The organism is Gimesia aquarii, from assembly GCF_007748175.1.
GTDB lineage: Bacteria > Planctomycetota > Planctomycetia > Planctomycetales > Planctomycetaceae > Gimesia > Gimesia aquarii_A.
Window position 1 is genome coordinate 5,486,495 of sequence record NZ_CP037422.1, and the last position, 18,216, is coordinate 5,504,710.

Sequence of the window (18,216 nt, forward strand, 5' to 3'; positions counted from 1 at the left end):
AGTAGTGAAACTGAACTGTTCTTTATGGTGGATTATCTGCTTCCTAATTTTCCATAACGCAGTAATTGCCGAACGGCTGTGTAAGTTCCGGTGGCTTTTAATATTTTTCTAATGTTACGATCTACAACACGTGATGATTTTAAATAAAACAATAAGAGTTTGTTTTTGATCGTGGGGGCGAGCAGTAGCACTGATCCACTTTGTGTAATTTCGGAACTATAACGCTGTTTGTATTCCGCATCTCCTTCACCAAAATCAAATGTGTGAGGGGGATCATGTTGTATGAGATCATCTAATGTCATCAACAAGAGGGCTTCTCCTGGAGACTTGCTGGCATAATCCAAATCAAATCCAACTTCAACATCACGGAAGATTCCTTTGTGCTGGTGTCCGATTTTAAATGCGACAGGTTGATCATCTTTCTTTAGCATGTAGCAACGTAAAAAACCGTTCGATGCCAGGAAGACAAGTTCTTCGAGTTCCATGTCATCATTTTTGATGCGGAGTCCCAGACGCTGAGTTTGCCAGGTATTGAGGGATATCTGATGTGCTGCTTCCAGAAAATCTGCTACCTGGTCAGGTTCTGTTACGCGGATGAAAGTCATCTCACTGTTTTGTCGTAAGAGTCTTCTTTGTTTACCCCTTGATTTTGAACGAAATTGTTTCCAGTAATCGATTGGGTTCTTTGGAAAATGAATCAAACTACGGTCTTGAAAACCGGTATGTGAAAACTTTAAAAAACGAGTTTCTGAGTCTTGAGCAATTTTGTTAAGAGGGTCATTTACGAGTAAATCATCCAATAATAGAAATACTGATTTTTGTTGATGACAAAACGTAGTTGCTGACTCCAGAAGCGACTTCAAAAGCGTTTCGTCTTGCTGGAATTCCGGCTGCACCAGAAATCGGTTACCAGAGAGATAGTAGCCTGGAAGCAGACGGGCAGGTCCCAGCCCCTTGAGAACTTTTGTGCTCATATTTTTGGGTAGTAAAATTCCTGCTGCGATTAGGGTTCCTTGCCTATAGCATTGCATCAAGTATCCCGGGTATTGGGGATGTGCTTTCTCAAGGATTGGGAGCAAAGGAATAATGTAATCCGGGTGTTGATAAAGATCCGAGTCGATATCATTTTTATAGAGTTGCATCCACGTCTGATACAATTCTGAAATAGGTTGTAGTTGTGCGCAATCCAAGGCATGGAATTGAAACTGGATTCCATCTGATAGTTCATGACTATTAGATGGTTCAACATCCTGGGTGTTCACGATGTCTTGTTGTTCTGGATTTAATTTAGTTTTCATGGTTACTTACTTTGAGTGATGAAGCTAAAGTTTCAAGATAAAGGTTTTCGTACTCTTTGATCATGGATTGAATGTTAAAGTGCTGTTCGACTCGATCTCGGGCTGCTTGACCCATTTGTTGCCAGCATTCTTTTTGGTGGCACATTTGGAGCACGGCTTCTGCTAATTTTGCAGCATCAGCAGAAGGTACAAGTATTCCCGTTTCTGGTTGCTGAACAATTTCCGGATTTCCCCCTACGGAAGTTGCTACAATTGGAAGTCCTACCGACATCGCTTCCAGTAGAGTCAGCGAGATTCCTTCTGTGAGCGAAGACGAAACATAGAAACCTGACTGACTGAGTAGGGAAGGCACGTCGTTTCGTTCGCCCAGGAATTGCACATTCGATTCGAGCTGAAGTGCAGCCGTTTTCTGTTCCAGCACAGTTCGTTCTGGTCCATCTCCCACGATATGTAGTTGAAAGGTGGGAATCGAGTTCACAACAATTCTGACTGCCTCCAACATAGTCAGCAGGTCCTTTTCAGGTGATAACCGTGAAACGGTAACTGCCGTCAAGTCATCAGTCGGACCCGTGAAAACGAAGCGATCGACGTCAATTCCGTTCCAAATACGGGTGATTTTACTATCAGGTAACCAGCCAATTTTTTTACAGCGTTTTCCGGTATCATCCGAAACAGGGACTACACGGTCTGCAATTCGGCTGGCTATGGCGAATTGGATACGTTCATTCAAGGTGTTTCCAAAACGTCTTCCGTGCCGGGTATGAATGATTGCTGGGATCTTTGCCCGATATGCTGCCAGACTACCATAGAAATGAGGGTAGGCATTATGAGTGTGTAATAGATCGAAATTTCTAACTTTCAAAAAATTTGCCAGTTGATTGATTCGAGCCAGTTTACCAGGGGCCGTCAACGGATATTCAATAACCGGACAACCCCAATTTTGAATCTCTTTTGCAGGCTGTCCCGTTTCTCCCAATGCAATAAATTCCAACTCGAATTGGTCTGGATTATGATAGCGTGCAAAATCAACCAGCAATCGTTCTAAACCTCCCGTGCATAATGTAAGGCTCAGGTGGCAGATGCGCAATCGTCTGCCACCGGCCAGAATCTGGTCGGAAGTGCCTCGAATGTCAGTCGCTTCGATTGTGCTCATATCAACTAATCCAAAAAACTCTTTTCTATTTGTTCAATTTCCAGCATCTCATTTTTCTGAGTGATGATTCTCTTTATTAATTAGTTTCAGCGATTGTTTAATTCTTCTTAAGGCATTTAAAGCTATGAATTTCCACCGTGGCCGTTTGATTTGAGCCCAGGTGAGATAGCTATGCGTTGTGCTCATTTTCTGCTTATGGTGACTGTTTCCTGCCAGAAAGTCATAAGCATCAAAGCCTCGGTTGAAGCATTCTTCGATACAGAGATAGTCGGCGATCACTCCCGGACTGAGTTTGCCTTTATATTCCGCGGAACCACCCTGATAACAGAGTACACGATTCCGATCGATGAGTACTTGAACACAGCCAATCACTTCTCCTTCAATTTTGACTCGGAAGAGTCCCATTTGGCCTGATGGAATCAATCTTTGAATGAGCGCTTTGTGAAAATTTGTGAAGCGTTCACTGGCATAAGAACCTGGTTGCCCCTCTTTCTGCCAACGAGCCTGATGGAGTGTGACGAGGTCAGTGAAAATAGAGTTGGCTTGTTCTATATCCTCAGCCCACTCTGTTGTGAGGTTGCCATAGGATTTCATGTTCTTCCGCAAGTTTTTGCGAGTGGAATATCCAAAACCGGAAATGACTTCCCGTTCCTCATCACGAATCTGTTTTAAATCGAAATAGTGACTTTCCACTTTTCGAATCGATGTTTCCTGTTGTGGGAGATTCCATGATTCCAACTCCTCGCTGGCAAAACCATCAAATTGGAATGAATCCCATACATCGTTTTTCGAAAGCTCGTTTAACAGCTCATTGATAAAGCTGGGTTGGTCTTCGGGTTGAACGAGCAACGAATTGTATTCGACACAGACACTGTCAGCCGCTGGTTCTCCTGCTGTGCCCAGGTGTCGAGTTTTGAGAGACAGAGGGCCATCGTGTTGGTCCACGCCTTCGGCGAGTAAACAGATTCCACAGGGGACATCGTTTTTTGATGCGACAACGAAGGAGTAGGGGACTAGATCCTGGTAGTGTTCAATCCAGGTAGACGTCCAGACAGATGAGCACATCAAGGGGACATATTCAAATTGTGCTTCCAGGGTTTTCCACAACTTGAGGCAATCGTCTTTTTGTTTGCTGTCGTGAATTTTGATTTTCAGTACCTGCGTTGTACTTTGATCTGAATTAATATCAGACTGATTTGCAGCTCGTTGATCTTGGTATTGAATTGTCGTCATCGAATTACTCATGGATATGGATCAATAAAAATTACGTGTTCAGAGATTTTGAAAGGGAACGATGTAAAATCATGGTTCCTTTTTCACAAACGAACCAGGTACCAATAAGAAATACACCACCTCCTGCAGCCACTCCAATTAATGTGAACCAGGTATTATTAACTTCAATGAATTGGGGTAAGAAATAGGAATACGCCAACAGTGCCAATAGCGGTGCAACAGTTGGTCCTATGGCCGACCGTAATAATTGGCTTATAGAGATGTCTAATTTTTTCATAGCGTACGGCAAGATGATGCCGAGTTCAGCGACTAAAATGGGAATCGCGGTTCCTAAAGCGACGCCAATGAGCCCTAGTGAATGAATCAGTATTAATGACAGAACCAAGTTGGCGACTGCCTCACTCATATAGATTAATGAAGGAACTTTTACATTTCCCATGCCATAGAGGACGGATCGAAATGTGGCAACAGGTAAGGCTACAATACGGGCTCCCAGTAATATTAATAACAGCAAATGACTTTGAGGGTAGTCAGGGCCGATCCAGGTCGTAATCAGGGTGTTTCCAAAGAAGTAAACACCGATAAAAAAACCAGCGACTAATAAAAATGAGAGAGAGACTCCATTTAGAACTAATTTTCGCAGAGCATGAAGTTCGTTGTTGGCATGTAATTCGCCAGCACGCGGCATGAATACTTTACCAATTTGTGATATCGGCATATTGATGAACTGTGTCACGCGCAATGCGATATAATAAGGGACAATCGCTGCGGGGCTGTAGAAGATTCCAATAACAATTGAGTCGGTGGCTTCAATCAGCGTCCAGGCAATCGCGTCTATAAAAGCATAACCACTAAATGACCCACATTCTTTAAGAATAGACCAGTCCATAAACTGACGGCCAATTCGGAGTGTTTTGACCTGACGAAATGCAAAAAATAAATGTCCCAGATTTTCAACCAGGGTGACTGTAAAAAAGATAATGGCAATCGTCAGTAGGCCCCATTCGGCTTTCAGGAATGCAACGGTTAAGATTAAACGCAGAATGGCTCCCGTCAAATTGACGCCCCGTTCGATGTCGAAGCGTTGGATTCCCATTAAAACTCCGCCAAACACACTTCCTGCGAGACCGACAAAGACATTCAAGCCAAGTATGAGAATGACCATTCGGATTTCAAAAAGTGAAATGGTTCCCCAGTCACTCAAGTGGGGTGCCAGCCAGGCGATAATTCCCGCTGCAAACAATGCCAGTAATCCCATACCCAGGTAAATGGCAAAAATCACGTTCGAGACGCTGTTGAGTTTCACCCATTCTTGTTTGGCATGGTAATGCGACACGTAGCGACTAATGGTCTGCCCGAAACCGAGATAGAGTAACCCTGAATAGCCTGCGATTGCATTAATAAAAATCCAGCTTCCGTATTGCGCATCTCCCAGGATGTGCAATACGTAAGGCATTAGAAACACGCCGATTAACAAGCTCACTCCGTGAGTGAGCCAGTTAGCAAACAGATTCAATTTTACTGATCGACGTTGATTCATTATGAAACTTTCAGAGTGGAGCTCTCTCAATATGATTTAATGTGCAAAAATCCGTACAAAAATGAAGAATGCGATTAACAGCGCGAAGCTGACACCTATCAGACGTACTAGATGCTGTTTGTTCCAATAAATCACAGGGGTTGGTTTAGCCAAGCTGGCCCCGGCCAGATTTAAATAAACTGCTGAAACTCCAACAATCATGTAAGTGGGAACGACATAACATCGAGACAACGACATCATTCCACCACACCAGGCAGCAAGCACGGCACCTGCGTATGGCAGATAACGCTCCAGTTCCTGATTTCGGAAAATGGGTTTACCCTGGCAGGAATTCTGGAAACGTGCCAAGCGATACAGCCCCAGACCGGCAAAGAAAAAACAACCTATGAACAAGGTACCGCCAAAGATGCCGAGTTCAGTAAATGCATGTACGAATGAGTTATGGGCGGCCAAACCTGCCAGATCGGAATACAATCCCTGGCCAATTCCGAAAAATAAGTCGGGAGATTTCAAGGCACTCAATCCTTCTCTCCACAGCAGAATTCGATCATGTCCAGTTCCGGAATTTAAATCGATATTTCCTTGCCGTCCGGCAAGTACAGTCAGTCCTGCGAGACCGACAAGTGCGCAGGTAATGGCTGCTTTTTTTCCATATTTCGGTAATACAAAAGCCATGCTGGCGATGCCGAGAGTTAACAATCCTCCCCGAGATCGTGTATAGAGTAATCCAACTCCCAGCACGATTAAGCTGACGATCCAGAAAAAACGTAATGAGCCGGCTGTGGGATCGTTGAAAAAGTACAAACAGAGAATTCCCGTTGTGACAATCAAGACAGACAAGTCGTTAGGATCCTGAAAAATTCCGGTACCACGCATCCGGAAGACACGTAGATCTTCACCTGCATCAGAAACGCCATCACGGTCACTGACATGCTTGATAAATTCAAAATCAAAAACACCCGAGTAGTCGACGACGCAAAACAGAATCATGATCGATGCCGCGATGGCGACTGTCTTTAATAGTCCTTTCAGGCGTTGAGGAGAGTCGATAATTGAAACGAGCAAGAGGTAATAAATTAATGTCTTCAGGAACGCGAAGGTTGATGTATGAATTCCATAAAAATACATATGAGATGCATGTGAAAGTGCCACTGCCGCCAATAAGCCAATCACACAAAATGTGATTGGCTGTCGTTTAAGCATGGGGACTTGAAGCGTTCTTTTTATCTGATCGAGTGAAAAGAGGAACGATGATATAATGAGCACTTCATAGATCGGTAAATTTGCTAAGCTCGGAATCAGTTCTGCTGGTCTCAGGAATAACGTAATATTAACCATCAAGAACAGGTAGTAGGCGTAATCTGGTGCTGAAGTGCCTCCCATAATTGAGAGGGGATACTGTGAAAGTCGCTTTTTTGAACGAGCCGTCTTTGGGACTGATGGGCGCGCAGTCTGACTCGGCGCAGTCGATTGAGGATGATCGACTTCACAAACAGAGGAATGAGTTGAATTGGATTCATTCACCATTAATGATTTATGCCAGTAAAACGGTTGTTCTACGCAAATCGTTGAGATGGACCGCACTTAATGCCGGTAATCCCCCGAAATAGTTTAAATGGGTACAGTTTTTTAAAAGATAGAACAGGAACGGGCGGCATGTGTGGTGAATTAAAGGTTTCCCAGGCATTCCGGCTGGTAATAATCGATTCAACCGGCATGATTCATTTAGAACCGAAATTAAGATTGCCTCTTAGCGCAATTCCGGCACGCATGATCAATTGAATCATTTCCCGCATCACGTTATCTTCTCTGTCCTCGTGTATACGGGCGAATTAACGATTTCCTGTTTCAAATGTTGAGAAGAGTGATGGCGACCCTGATTGAAATATCAAATGTGACAAAGAGTTATGGCGCACAGGAATTATTGAAAGAAGCATCCATTGCACTCGGCGATGAGCAAAAAATTGGATTTATTGGGCGTAATGGTGCTGGTAAATCGACATTATTGCGTATTTTGCTTGAGGAGGAGACAGTCGATAGCGGCCAGGTAATTCGTCATCCCAATCTCATGATTGGATATCTGCGTCAGCACGATCCTTTTGAGCCGGGTGAAAGCGCGCTCGAATTTCTGATGCGTGATAGTGGTCAGCCTGAGTGGAAATGTGGAGAAGTTGCTGGAGAGTTCGAATTGAAAGGCCGGTTTCTGAATGGTCCGGTTAAAGAACTGTCTGGTGGCTGGCAGACACGTGTCAAACTGGCGTCTTTGTTGCTGCATGAACCAAATTTTCTCATGCTGGACGAACCAACGAACTTCCTTGACTTAAGAACACAATTGCTGCTGGAAGATTTTTTAAAGCACTATCGTGGGGCCTGTCTTGTTGTATCTCACGATCGTTCGTTCCTCAAAGCTATTTGCACACAAACGCTCGAATTAAAGCGGGGAAAGCTGACACTATTTAATGGAAATGTAGATCAGTATCTCGAAAATCAGGAAATTCTAAAGGAACGTGATGCACGAACCAATGCCACCGTCATGGCAAAACGTCGACAGTTAGAAACGTTTATCGCTAAGAATAAAGCGGGAGCCAATACGGCTTCGCAAGCCAGAAGTAAAGAGAAACAGCTGGCACGCCTGACGCTGACGGAGATTGAAGGAGCGGAGTCCACAGTCAATATTGTGATTCCCCAGACGGAGAAACGACAGGGAACCGCTCTGACCTGTGATGATTTGGCAATTGGATATCCGGATTTACGCGTTGCTGAAAAAATTACGCTCGAAATTGAGCATGGATCAAGGGCTGCCATTGTTGGGGACAATGGACAGGGAAAAACAACCTTTCTACGCACCATTGCGGGATCGTTGAAAGCGTTAGAGGGAGATCTCAAATGGGGTTATCACTGTAAAATCGCCTGTTATGCGCAGCATGTTTATACCTCTTTACCAGATGACCAGACGATTCGAGACTACCTGGAAATGGAGTCGGCTCCTGGAACCACAAATCAGCAAATTCTGAACGTCGCAGGTAGCTTTCTGTTTAAAGAGCAGGCATTAGATAAACCTATCAAAGTGTTGAGTGGGGGAGAACGAGCACGTTTATGCCTGGCTGGAATTTTGTTGGGAAATTACTCAATTTTGATTTTGGACGAACCAGGGAACCATCTCGATGTCGAAACAGTGGAAGCCTTGGGAGACGCACTGGTGAAATTTCAGGGAACAGTGATCTTCACCAGTCACGATCGTCATTTTATGGGCAAAGTGGCGACAGATGTGATTGAAGTCGTCAATGGAAGTGTCAAAGCCTATGAAGGCGATTACGAATCTTATCTTTATCGCGTGAAAAAGGAAGTCGCTGATGGGCACCGTGAACAACATCAGGAGTCTGTGGCTAGGCAGGAACAGAAAAGCTCTAAAAAGCGTGAGAAAGGGATAGGGGGTAAAATCAAAAATGCGCGAAAGGAACTTTCAGCCATCGAACGAAAAATCGCGCAGCTTGATGAGAAAAAGAACAAAATTAACGAACAATTTTTGAAGGCGACCAGTTCCCAGGAAGCACAAGAACACCATGCAGAAATGCAGCCGCTTATTGAAGAAATTGCGGAACTGGAATCCCGTTGGATGGAACTTTATGAGATATTAGAACAATAAAAAGGCTTGTTTTAAGTGTTCTCAGGCGGTTTTCCGTCGATCCAGGGGCCGGCCAGTTTTTGATATTTGGGTGGTATGAGAATACTGCCTTTGTCTCCTGCTTTCCAACCGGCAACGTGTCGCGGTTTGCTGCGTTCTTTGGACATCTTTTCCCAATTGGCGGCCCAACTCTGATCTCCATCCTGGATTTGTTTTGTCTTTTCATCTACTTGAAAGACTTTTCCGTTACGATAACTGAGTACTGCCAGATTCACCAGCATTACTGCCGCTGCACCCAGTTCTGGAGAATTATTAACCATCGCGGGGTCACCAGCTTTGATTGCATCAATGAAATTCTCAAAGTGAAGCAAAGTCTGATCGGGTACACGTTGCGAGATTACTTCTTCTTTTTTCAGTTTACTGTTTAACGTCACCTGGGGACGTTCCGGAATAAATTCATACGCTTGTTTCTTACCGAATACGTCTTTATCAAACACAATCGTACCATGGTGACCTCGAATCAAGTGTCGAATGGGGACCGCGCTGGAAATCATAGTACTGGAAACGAGTCCTTGAACACCCTCGTGAAAATCAGCAATGATGGAAGCCACATCAGTGACTTCGCGGTCATCGTATTCCAGAAAAATACCCCCGCCTCCCACAACACGTCCCGGGTACATCAAGCCAGTGGCCTTGAGCATTGCTGTAACGCGGTGTACGAAAAGGTCTGAGTACATACCGTAGCCAAAGGGCCAGTAGCAGCGCCATTGACCAAATGTGGCGCGGTCGAATGGTAAATCTGGGGCGAGTCCTTCTTCGACACCCAGCCAGCGTTTCCAGTCAACGGTTTTCGGAGTCATCTCTTTTGTGATGACATTATGACGAGACATTCCCCCGAGAGAATTACGAAAACTTTCCGCCTGAAACTGGACGATTTTTCCCAGTTTCCCTTCGTTGACCAGGGCTCGCACCTCATTCCAGATCGGCATACTCGTTGATTGGACACCGACTTGAACAACCAGTCCGGACTTCTTCCAGGCATCAACGACATCCATTGCCTCCGAAATATGATGGGTCATTGGTTTTTCACAATATATGTGCTTCCCCGCTTTAAGGGAATCTAATACTTGCTTAGCATGCCAATGATCGGGTGTTGCAATACACACAGCATCGATTTCTTTGTCATTCAGTAGATCGCGGTAATCAGCATAAGTTTTAGGTGCCTGCTTTGTTTGTTTTTTGATATAGTCAACGGCCTGGTCCCGGTGGACCGAATAGACATCGTTAATGGCAGTGATATCGAGATTGACTCCTTTTTCATTACGTAATTTGACGAGTGACTTGACATGAGAACCGAAGCCGCGTCTTCCAGGGCCTATGATACCGATCCTGATTCGTTCATTGGCTTGATAAGCATTTGAGGGGGCAACTGCCGAAAACTGACTAGCTGCGACAGAAGCTATCGCGGATTTTTTAAGAAAAGTACGGCGGCTTTCTTTGCTTTGATTCATGTTTCCCCCAAGAGTAAATTTCTAAACCGAATGAATTAAAATTCTCTAATCAGGATGTTTTTATATTCGACATGGCTTCCATGCCCCAAGAGCCCGATATGTCCTCGTTGATTCTGTAAACCCGGATGTTTTTCGAGCACATTTGCATCTTTGATTTTAGAGAGATCGGTGTTTAAAACAGCAATATCATTTACAATAACTGTAATCTGTGAGCCGCGGCAAATGATTTCTTCGTGATTCCATTCGCCGGCAGGTTTCAGAGCTCCTTTTTTGGCGGGGATCACATCATAAACTGACCCATGGTATTGTGTCGGTTTGAGTTTTTTCGAGTAACCTTTGTTATCCAGTACTTGAATTTCCATACCTTCATAAGCAGGACGTCGATCAACGAGAGGACAGCGAATGGCAATGCCATTATTGGCTCCTTTGGACAATTTAAAATCGAACTTGAGAATGAAATCGCCATATTCCTTTTCTGTGAATAAAAAACCGCCTCCATCGGCTGGGCAGATCAGTTTCCCTGCATCAACATGATACCCTTGGCGGTCGGCGCGTTTTAACGTCCAGCCGGTTAAGTCGCGACCGTTGAACAAAGGAGTATATTCCGCTTGTTTTTTTGCAGCTTTGCTGTCACAGGAAATCGGAAGTGTGTACTGCTTCAACCATAAATCATCAGTATCTTGTAGATGTTGTAGCAATTTTTCAGAGAGCTCTCTGCGAACATTCTGGTATTCAGGTTGATAAGCTAAATTGATCACTTCATCCGGATCATTCTTGAGATCGTATAATTCGACTTCATCACGATAGAGAAATTTCTTCACAGTCCGCTGTCCGAGGAGTGGTTCCTCTAAACGAAGTGTTTCGTTCCAGGTGGCACGGGATAAGGTATCGATGGGCAGCGGATATTTCGAACGCCATTCCAGATTCCAGATTAATTTATAATTGCGTGTCCGAATCGTACGCATCGGATAATACATGGTTACTTCATGGAATACGTGACTCAAATAAGCTTCATCCCAACCTGAAGTAGTCGTTTTTCCAATTGTTGGTAGAATACTGCGACCGTGTAGCGGATAATTCGGGCCTTTGGTATTCGTCCACTCAAGGACCGTTGGTGTGACATCCAGTAGGGAGACCATGGAATCCGAGACGACACCCTCTGTCTCCTTTTTCTGTTTAGGGTTTCGGACAATAAATGGTACGCGCACTCCCGGTTCATAATGATTGGCCATCGCGCCCGGTTCCGAACTACCATGGTCACTAGTGAAAATAACCAGAGTGTTATCTGCTTGACCTGAATCTTCCAGAGCTTTCAAAATTTGACCGATGGCTTGATCCAAGTAACTGATTTGCTGGTAATAACCAGCCAGACCTTGTCTCACTTCGGGGCGGTCAGGTAAGTAACGGGGGACTTTGATTTTTTCTAGATCATAGGTTTCTAGAGACATTCCTGGTTCTTTTACTTTAACTCCCCATTCCGGTTGTGTGCGAGAAGTAGGATGTGGATCGTGAAAACCCATTACCAGAAAAAATGGTTGGTCACTTTTTTGATTGACAAATTCAGAAGCCAGATCAGCCATACCTTTTGCGCGATGACCATTGATTTTCGGCTGAAAGTCAATCGTTGTGTCTTCTGGATAAAGATGATACTTGCCGATCATTCCCGTGCGATAATTGTTTTTCGCAAGCAAAGAAAAGATAGTTTTCACCTTTGGTTTTAAACGGAAATTATGATCGCCATGTGGGTGCCCGTATTGACCGTTGGCGTGCACATGAAGACCCGTGTAAAACACACCACGACAAGGCCCACATGAAGCAGTGGTGGCGAACGCATGCTGGTAACGCGTGCCCTCTCGTGCCAGTTGATCAATGTTTGGTGTTTTAACAACCGAATTTCCATAACAACCGCAATCATCCCAGTTCTGATTGTCGGAAAACAGGATGAGCACATTTCGCTGTTCCGCCGATAACAGGGATGGTGGCCCTAGCACCAAAGTTATTATGACGGTGAGATAAGAGAAAGGTCTCATTGCAATTTCCTAAGCTTTTATTAGATGATTGACTGTCAGGTTGCTTCTACTTTTTCTGGCCAGTGGCCTGATTGACGAGGATCCGTTTGCGGACTTTTCCCGAGACTGGTTTACCGGCGAGAATGTCTTCTTCTTTAAACGTTGCCATTAGAATCTTTTTATCGCCTGTTCGAGAGTAATCGTAAATCAGATAAATCGTGCCGTCTTTACTTTGGACTCCATCAGGATAGGAGACACCTGGTCGCTCATCGAGTAGTAAGCCACCCTGCCAGGTCTTTCCATCATCAGTTGAGAGGTATGCAGTCAAGTCTCGACGTGTTTTACGATTTTCGGGGTTGTGTCGCACCAGTAACAGGTTTCCCGACTTCAATCTACGAATAAAAAAGCGAGCGTTAATATGCGGGATTGAAGAAGCACTTCCTTTTGACCAGGTTTTACCACCATCTTCAGAGAATGTCTCTCCGATCCCATATTTCGTTCTGACCAACGTCCACAGGCTTTTGTCTTTGCGTTCTACAATCATGTGTTCGTCGAATGTTCTTTGGGGGACTTTGGTTTGACCCAGCAGTTGAAAAGAATCTCCATTATCTTTCGAGATGAATATATTTCCGCCTCGTTCTTTTGGTAAATCAAAACGATGTTCAATCGAGTCCTTTGCTTTCTGATCCCAGATAGCCACCGGTAGCAACCAGTCACCGTTGGAAAGCACCGTCGGTTTATTCATCATAATGCCATTGCAGATACGTCGCGGATGACTCCACTTGGGATTTTCCTTATCGGATTCCCTGGTTGTAATGGCCCAGACACCACTTCGACCATCCCACCAGCGGTAAGACTGAGCCCAGAACAACCAGAGACGTCCACTGGGGTCATGCCAGATGGCTGGATCATAAGCGCGAACAGGGCCGGGGGGATCGATGACCAGTTTCGGAGCGGACCAGGTTTTTCCATCATCATCACTGGTGACCAGCACGACATAATTCAGTTCGCCTTCGCCAGTTCCTCCTGCATACCAGAGTGCCCAGAGACGTCCATTGGCCGCGCGCTCGATTCCCGGAATACCCTGGAAAAGACGAGTCCTGTCTGCATACTCTTTTCCCGGATGTGTATTGATCGGAGGGGCGACAAGTGCAGGATCATCTGTTTTTTGGGTTTCTTGCGCGAAACTCATTTTCGAGAAATTTGTCAGCAGTGTTGATAAAGTGAGAATTGATAAAAGCAGAGAAGCGATTCGCACGATGTGAGTCCTGAAAAAATATCGTTAATTTTATTTGATGATTGCTAATATAAAGAAGGTCGTTCGTTATCATTAATACTAACAAAACCGAGGCTGTGAGGCGAGCATCTTAGCGAAAGTATGAAAATAAGTGCGGCTTACCTTTGAAGGCAGAATTGAAATGCTGAGTGGAATAACAGAGATCTCTAAGTGCGGCTGGACAGACAGTCTTTACTGACATAAAGTATTTATGCATGGATTATATAGGGAACCTTTCAGACTGAACGCCGATCACTCGCAATCTTATTTCAATATCGCTTGAGACTAGATAGAAATACGAGGCTCATAATGACAATAGCAGAATTGATCATCTTACTGATCGTTGCCGGGATTTGCGGAAGCATCGCGCGGGCACTCGCAGGTGGTTCGCGAGGCGGGTGTCTGGTTTCGATTGCTTTAGGCTTCATTGGGGCATTATTGGGAAGTAAAATAGCGATAATGTTGGGGTTACCAGAAATTTTTTCCATTTCGTTTGGTGGGAGTGATTATCCCATAGTCTGGTCAATCATTGGAGCATCGATTTTTGTAGCCATTCTTGGCTTGTTGACAGGTCGATCTCGACGTTGAAATTTGATTGATATTGTGAATTCATAGAGCTCTCAATCAATCCATGAGTGAGGGCATTGCAGAATTCTGATTCCTTTCACATACTATGGCTGCGTCCGAATGACTCCCGACTTCTTGAGTCGGGTTTTTTTATTAATGTGTGGCTGGAAGTACTGCTGTATGTCTCTGTTGAGTATGAATCAGGTCTCTTTTACCTGGGGGGGGGCTCCCCTGTTAGACAAAATCAATCTGGAGATTAATCCTGGTGAGCGAATTGGTCTGTTAGGAAGAAACGGAGCCGGGAAGTCGACACTGATGAAATTGATCGCCGGCGAAATTGATCCGGATGATGGTGAAATAAAACCAGAGAAGGATTTGCGAATTGCCAGGCTGGTCCAGGAAGTTCCTTCAGGTTGCGCACAACGCGTTCACGATTACGTTGCAGAGGAGGCGGCCCCTTTTTATGAACATGAGTGGGAAGCCGAACACGCGGTTGAGAAAATTCTGTCACGCATGAGCTTGCAAGGTGATGCTCCCTTTGATTCTTTATCTTCAGGGATGAAGCGGCGTGTTTTATTAGCGCGATCCATTGTGCAGTCTCCCGATATCTTACTGTTGGATGAACCAACAAATCATCTGGATATACCCTCCATCAGATGGCTAGAACAGTTTCTACAGTCGTATTCCAGTACGTTGTTATTTGTGACTCATGACCGAATGTTTTTACAGACCCTGGCGATGCGGATTGTCGAAATCGACCGTGGTCATTTATATGATTGGACTTGCGATTACGACACATTTCTCAAACGTAAAGAGGCATTTCTGGAGGCAGAAGAGAAACAGAATGCGTTATTTGATAAAAAGCTGGCTGAAGAAGAAGTCTGGATTCGAAAGGGGATCAAAGCACGTCGAACGCGAAATGAAGGTCGTGTTCGCGCGTTGAAAAAAATGCGTGAGGAACGGAGACAACGACGCAGTCAGGTTGGTAATGTTAACATGCAGGTAGCCAACGCAGAGCGTTCAGGGCAATTAGTCATTGAGGCCAAAGACGTTGCATTTTCTTATGACAACAATCCCGTGATTCAAGACTTTTCGACTTTAATTACACGAGGCGATAAGATCGGCATCATTGGCAGAAATGGTGCCGGTAAAACAACATTACTGAAACTGCTTTTGGGAGAGCTCAAGCCTGACACTGGTACAATTCGCCTGGGAACCAATCTGGAAATTCTCTATTTTGATCAACTGAGAGAGCAGCTTGATGAGGAGAAAACGGTTGTTGAAAACGTAGGTGAGGGACAAGAGACACTTGTCATCAACGGGAAGCCCAAAAACATTTATGGATATTTGCAGGACTTTCTCTTCACTCCGGAACGGGCGCGCAGGCCCGCCCGCTACCTATCCGGAGGTGAACGGAATCGGCTGTTGTTGGCAAAATTGTTCAAACGCCCTACGAATCTTATGATATTTGATGAACCGACGAATGATCTGGATGCGGAAACATTGGAGTTGCTCGAAGAATTAATCGGTAATCATTCGGGAACATTATTGCTTGTCAGTCACGATCGGGCCTTTCTCAATAATGTCGTCTCTGCGACGTTGGTCTTTGAAGAAAAAGGACGGGTCAAAGAGTACGCCGGTGGCTATGATGATTATTTGTTACAGTCAGGAAGTAATGATGACACACAAAAAAGTGACACTGTCTCAAAAGCAAGAATAGAACCACCCAATGTACAGACAAAAAAGGCAGCCAAGTTAAGTTTCAAAGAACAGCGTGAGTTAGAACAGATTCCCCAACGTATCGAAGAGTTAGAACAGGAGCAGGCAGAGTTACACACAGCGATGGCGTCACCCGAATTTTTTAAACAGTCAAATGAGGTTATTGCGGAAGCTTCTGCACGCGTTGAAACAGTGCAGCAGGAATTGGAGTCTCTCCTTGAGCGTTGGGAAGAGTTAGACGCACGATCATAACGAGAAGGAGTCGATAATGCGTTTATTTCAAGGCACTCCCTTTGATCGCCCCCCACGTTGTGAAAAGTGTGATCAATTAGAAGAGGAATGTATTTGTCCGCCAGAGCCTCCCTTTCGTATTCCGCCTGAACAACAGACTGCCAGACTGGCCATTGAAAAACGGAAGAAGGGAAAACGTGTGACCGTAGTACGTGGGTTACCTGAAGAGGGTAACGATCTTCCCGAGTTGTTGAAACAACTAAAGTCCCAATGCGGAGCCGGTGGTGCTTTAAAGGAGGAAGAGCTCGAAATTCAAGGCGATCAACTGGACCGCGTTCGTGAGGTTTTGAAAGCAATGGGATTTCAAGTGAAAGGGTAACTAAACCCTGGTCTAAATATCTGGCGCACTATCGTAGGGGATTTCAACGGGATAAAAATCCTGTTTTCTATGTTGATGATTAAGCTTGGCAAAATCATGTGTATGAATCGCTTTGGCTTCGACATTGAAAATCGAGCCAGCAAATGGTTCAAAGCTGGCTCGGAAATGAGCCGAGGATTTGACTGAGATATAATTCATCGATTCACAGTCGATTCCCAGCGTTTTGGAGAATGCGGGACCGAAGGGTTGCTCTCGTGCCGTGACCACAACGACTGAGACACCATCCTGTTGAATCCAGGCTGAGGGACCCATATTACCGGCTAGTCCTGCATACATCGGCCCATCATATTTAAACTTTCCCTCTGAAAGTGCTTTGACTTCTGCCTTCATTTTGACTGGTGGGCCTTGTGTGGGATGAGATTTACCTCCCACTTCAGTTTCGATGACCCCACCAACGCCCGCTTTCTGTGCCAGCGCAACAACTTCAGGATCGACAATATACAAAATTAAGGCCTTATCCAGTTTTTGATCGAGAAACGTTTGCAGGATTTCTGTGGAATCACCGGCTGTTCCGCCACCGGTGTTGTCTGCATGGTCGGCAAGAATAATGGGATATTTTCCCATATCCTGTCCTTGCTTGATGGCATCTTTCACAGAAAAGGGAAGTTGGTACCATCTTCGACGTCGTTCCCAGATCCAGGAACCGAATTCCTCAGCCGTTTTATCTGCCAAACTTTGGTCATTGTCAGCGACGACGATAATGGAGGGACCAACATCAGGCACATCTGCCCAGGGAAACCCAGTGGAGACTGTCACACTCAGAATCCCGGGGCGAGATTCGATTTCGTGCGCGTAGTCCATGACTTCCTTCATAGGTTGATGCACAGTGACCTGACAGGCAGTGCTCCAAAAGAAGGGAAGTTGGTATAAAGACATGACTGGTTTTACATCGTCTTGAATAATACGGACGATGAGATCGGCTGCTTCCTGGCCACGTTCATTCATGTCAATATGAGGATACGTGTCGTACCCTAAAATCGCAGTTGCTTCCTGGACGCGTAGTGGAGTGTGATTGCCATGTAAATCGGGCGTGACTAGAATGGGACGATCTGGACCGATGTACTCTCGAACTTTTGAAATGAAGTGCCCGTCTCCATCTTCAATACCTTCAATCACCATCGCCCCGTGAAGATCTAACAGAACACCATCAAGGGGACCTGCCTGTTCTGCTTCTTTGAGACGTTGCAGAAATTCTTCCAATAAAGCATCGTATGTCTTTCGTTCGATCAATCCACTGGGAAAGGCAAATGTCCACAGGAGCGGAACTAACTCAAAGCCATGTTTTTTTGCCCCATCAATGAAACCACCGATACAAACATTCGAGCCAGGGAACGTCTCCATAATTTCCTGCCCGCGATATAAGCCACGGTCGTTAATGAAGTCATCAAGCGTAGTCGGAAGAGAAGAATAGGTACTTGTTTCATGTAGCACACCACCGGCCGCAATTCTCATGGTTGTTATTCCTGGATGGATATAATGCAATTGAGCGTTGTGATTCACAGATCAGTACAGTGATTATTAAGATAGACGATCTATGTTTGAAAAGAAAGCAAGACTTTGCAATAGAATTTCATCTTCTAAAGAAAGGGTATATTCGCTATGAAAACGATTTCAG

13 protein-coding genes are annotated in these 18,216 nt (G+C 44.9%); 4 read left to right on the forward strand and 9 right to left on the reverse strand.

All coding sequences use genetic code 11. The annotated features are described in order from the left end of the window. Nucleotides 1–32: 32 nt before the first annotated feature. Genes V202x_RS20830 through V202x_RS20850 form a run of 5 tightly spaced genes read right to left on the reverse strand, consistent with a single transcriptional unit; the run spans nucleotide 33 to nucleotide 6,808 of the window. Nucleotides 33–1,298: a GNAT family N-acetyltransferase gene (locus V202x_RS20830; RefSeq protein WP_145178784.1), complete on the reverse strand. Its 1,266-nt coding sequence runs from the start codon at nucleotides 1,296–1,298 to the stop codon at nucleotides 33–35. Beyond that, nucleotides 1,288–2,451 carry a glycosyltransferase gene (locus tag V202x_RS20835; protein ID WP_145178785.1) on the reverse strand — a complete coding sequence of 388 codons (1,164 nt, stop codon included), beginning with the start codon at nucleotides 2,449–2,451 and terminating at the stop codon, nucleotides 1,288–1,290. Before V202x_RS20835 ends, V202x_RS20830 begins: the two co-directional genes overlap by 11 nt. A gap of 48 nt (nucleotides 2,452–2,499) precedes the next feature. Then, nucleotides 2,500–3,684 carry a GNAT family N-acetyltransferase gene (locus V202x_RS20840; RefSeq protein ID WP_197993008.1) on the reverse strand — a complete coding sequence of 395 codons (1,185 nt, stop codon included), beginning with the start codon at nucleotides 3,682–3,684 and terminating at the stop codon, nucleotides 2,500–2,502. Nucleotides 3,685–3,715: 31 nt separating this feature from the next. After that, nucleotides 3,716–5,224, reverse strand: a complete 1,509-nt coding sequence (locus V202x_RS20845) for an oligosaccharide flippase family protein (protein WP_145178787.1) — start codon at nucleotides 5,222–5,224, stop codon at nucleotides 3,716–3,718. A gap of 36 nt (nucleotides 5,225–5,260) precedes the next feature. Continuing rightward, nucleotides 5,261–6,808, reverse strand: a complete 1,548-nt coding sequence (locus V202x_RS20850; RefSeq protein ID WP_232098608.1) for an O-antigen ligase family protein — start codon at nucleotides 6,806–6,808, stop codon at nucleotides 5,261–5,263. A gap of 283 nt (nucleotides 6,809–7,091) precedes the next feature. Between V202x_RS20850 and V202x_RS20855 the strand changes: the two genes are divergently transcribed. Further along, the gene (locus V202x_RS20855) at nucleotides 7,092–8,870 is read left to right on the forward strand and encodes an ABC-F family ATP-binding cassette domain-containing protein (RefSeq protein WP_145178788.1); all 1,779 of its coding nucleotides are present in this window, start codon (nucleotides 7,092–7,094) and stop codon (nucleotides 8,868–8,870) included. Between the two features lie 11 nt (nucleotides 8,871–8,881). Here V202x_RS20855 and V202x_RS20860 read toward each other — a convergent pair whose 3' ends face one another. Genes V202x_RS20860 through V202x_RS20870 form a run of 3 tightly spaced genes read right to left on the reverse strand, consistent with a single transcriptional unit; the run spans nucleotide 8,882 to nucleotide 13,627 of the window. Further along, on the reverse strand, nucleotides 8,882–10,360 hold the full coding sequence (locus V202x_RS20860; protein ID WP_145178789.1) for a Gfo/Idh/MocA family protein: 1,479 nt from the start codon (nucleotides 10,358–10,360) through the stop codon (nucleotides 8,882–8,884). Between the two features lie 35 nt (nucleotides 10,361–10,395). Further along, nucleotides 10,396–12,390, reverse strand: a complete 1,995-nt coding sequence (locus V202x_RS20865; RefSeq protein ID WP_145178790.1) for a sulfatase-like hydrolase/transferase — start codon at nucleotides 12,388–12,390, stop codon at nucleotides 10,396–10,398. A 46-nt stretch (nucleotides 12,391–12,436) separates the two neighbouring features. Continuing rightward, on the reverse strand, nucleotides 12,437–13,627 hold the full coding sequence (locus tag V202x_RS20870) for a sialidase family protein (protein ID WP_197993009.1): 1,191 nt from the start codon (nucleotides 13,625–13,627) through the stop codon (nucleotides 12,437–12,439). Nucleotides 13,628–13,954: 327 nt separating this feature from the next. Here V202x_RS20870 and V202x_RS20875 point away from each other — a divergent pair, with 327 nt between their 5' ends. The 3 genes from V202x_RS20875 to V202x_RS20885 all read left to right on the forward strand — a co-directional run bounded on the left by V202x_RS20875 (nucleotide 13,955) and on the right by V202x_RS20885 (nucleotide 16,541). Further along, nucleotides 13,955–14,233 (forward strand): hypothetical protein, encoded by a 279-nt coding sequence (locus V202x_RS20875; RefSeq protein WP_145178791.1) that lies wholly within the window; start codon nucleotides 13,955–13,957, stop codon nucleotides 14,231–14,233. A gap of 159 nt (nucleotides 14,234–14,392) precedes the next feature. Beyond that, nucleotides 14,393–16,183: an ATP-binding cassette domain-containing protein gene (locus V202x_RS20880; RefSeq protein WP_145178792.1), complete on the forward strand. Its 1,791-nt coding sequence runs from the start codon at nucleotides 14,393–14,395 to the stop codon at nucleotides 16,181–16,183. A 16-nt stretch (nucleotides 16,184–16,199) separates the two neighbouring features. Then, nucleotides 16,200–16,541, forward strand: coding sequence for a translation initiation factor (locus V202x_RS20885; protein WP_197993010.1), 342 nt, complete (start codon nucleotides 16,200–16,202; stop codon nucleotides 16,539–16,541). Between the two features lie 12 nt (nucleotides 16,542–16,553). On the opposite strand, the gene V202x_RS20890 is transcribed toward V202x_RS20885, so the two are convergent. Further along, complete coding sequence (locus tag V202x_RS20890) at nucleotides 16,554–18,053, reverse strand: M81 family metallopeptidase (protein ID WP_145178794.1); 1,500 nt, start codon at nucleotides 18,051–18,053, stop codon at nucleotides 16,554–16,556. Nucleotides 18,054–18,216 lie beyond the last annotated feature (163 nt).

Excerpts from the sequence above, each read along its gene's own strand:
- V202x_RS20830 (WP_145178784.1), bottom strand. The coding sequence starts at position 1,298 with ATGAAAACTAAATTAAATCCAGAACAACAAGACATCGTGAACACCCAG.
- V202x_RS20835 (WP_145178785.1), bottom strand. The coding sequence starts at position 2,451 with ATGAGCACAATCGAAGCGACTGACATTCGAGGCACTTCCGACCAGATT.
- V202x_RS20840 (WP_197993008.1), bottom strand. The coding sequence starts at position 3,684 with ATGACGACAATTCAATACCAAGATCAACGAGCTGCAAATCAGTCTGAT.
- V202x_RS20845 (WP_145178787.1), bottom strand. The coding sequence starts at position 5,224 with ATGAATCAACGTCGATCAGTAAAATTGAATCTGTTTGCTAACTGGCTC.
- V202x_RS20855 (WP_145178788.1), top strand. The coding sequence starts at position 7,092 with ATGGCGACCCTGATTGAAATATCAAATGTGACAAAGAGTTATGGCGCA.
- V202x_RS20860 (WP_145178789.1), bottom strand. The coding sequence starts at position 10,360 with ATGAATCAAAGCAAAGAAAGCCGCCGTACTTTTCTTAAAAAATCCGCG.
- V202x_RS20865 (WP_145178790.1), bottom strand. The coding sequence starts at position 12,390 with ATGAGACCTTTCTCTTATCTCACCGTCATAATAACTTTGGTGCTAGGG.
- V202x_RS20875 (WP_145178791.1), top strand. The coding sequence starts at position 13,955 with ATGACAATAGCAGAATTGATCATCTTACTGATCGTTGCCGGGATTTGC.
- V202x_RS20880 (WP_145178792.1), top strand. The coding sequence starts at position 14,393 with ATGTCTCTGTTGAGTATGAATCAGGTCTCTTTTACCTGGGGGGGGGCT.
- V202x_RS20885 (WP_197993010.1), top strand. The coding sequence starts at position 16,200 with ATGCGTTTATTTCAAGGCACTCCCTTTGATCGCCCCCCACGTTGTGAA.
- V202x_RS20890 (WP_145178794.1), bottom strand. The coding sequence starts at position 18,053 with ATGAGAATTGCGGCCGGTGGTGTGCTACATGAAACAAGTACCTATTCT.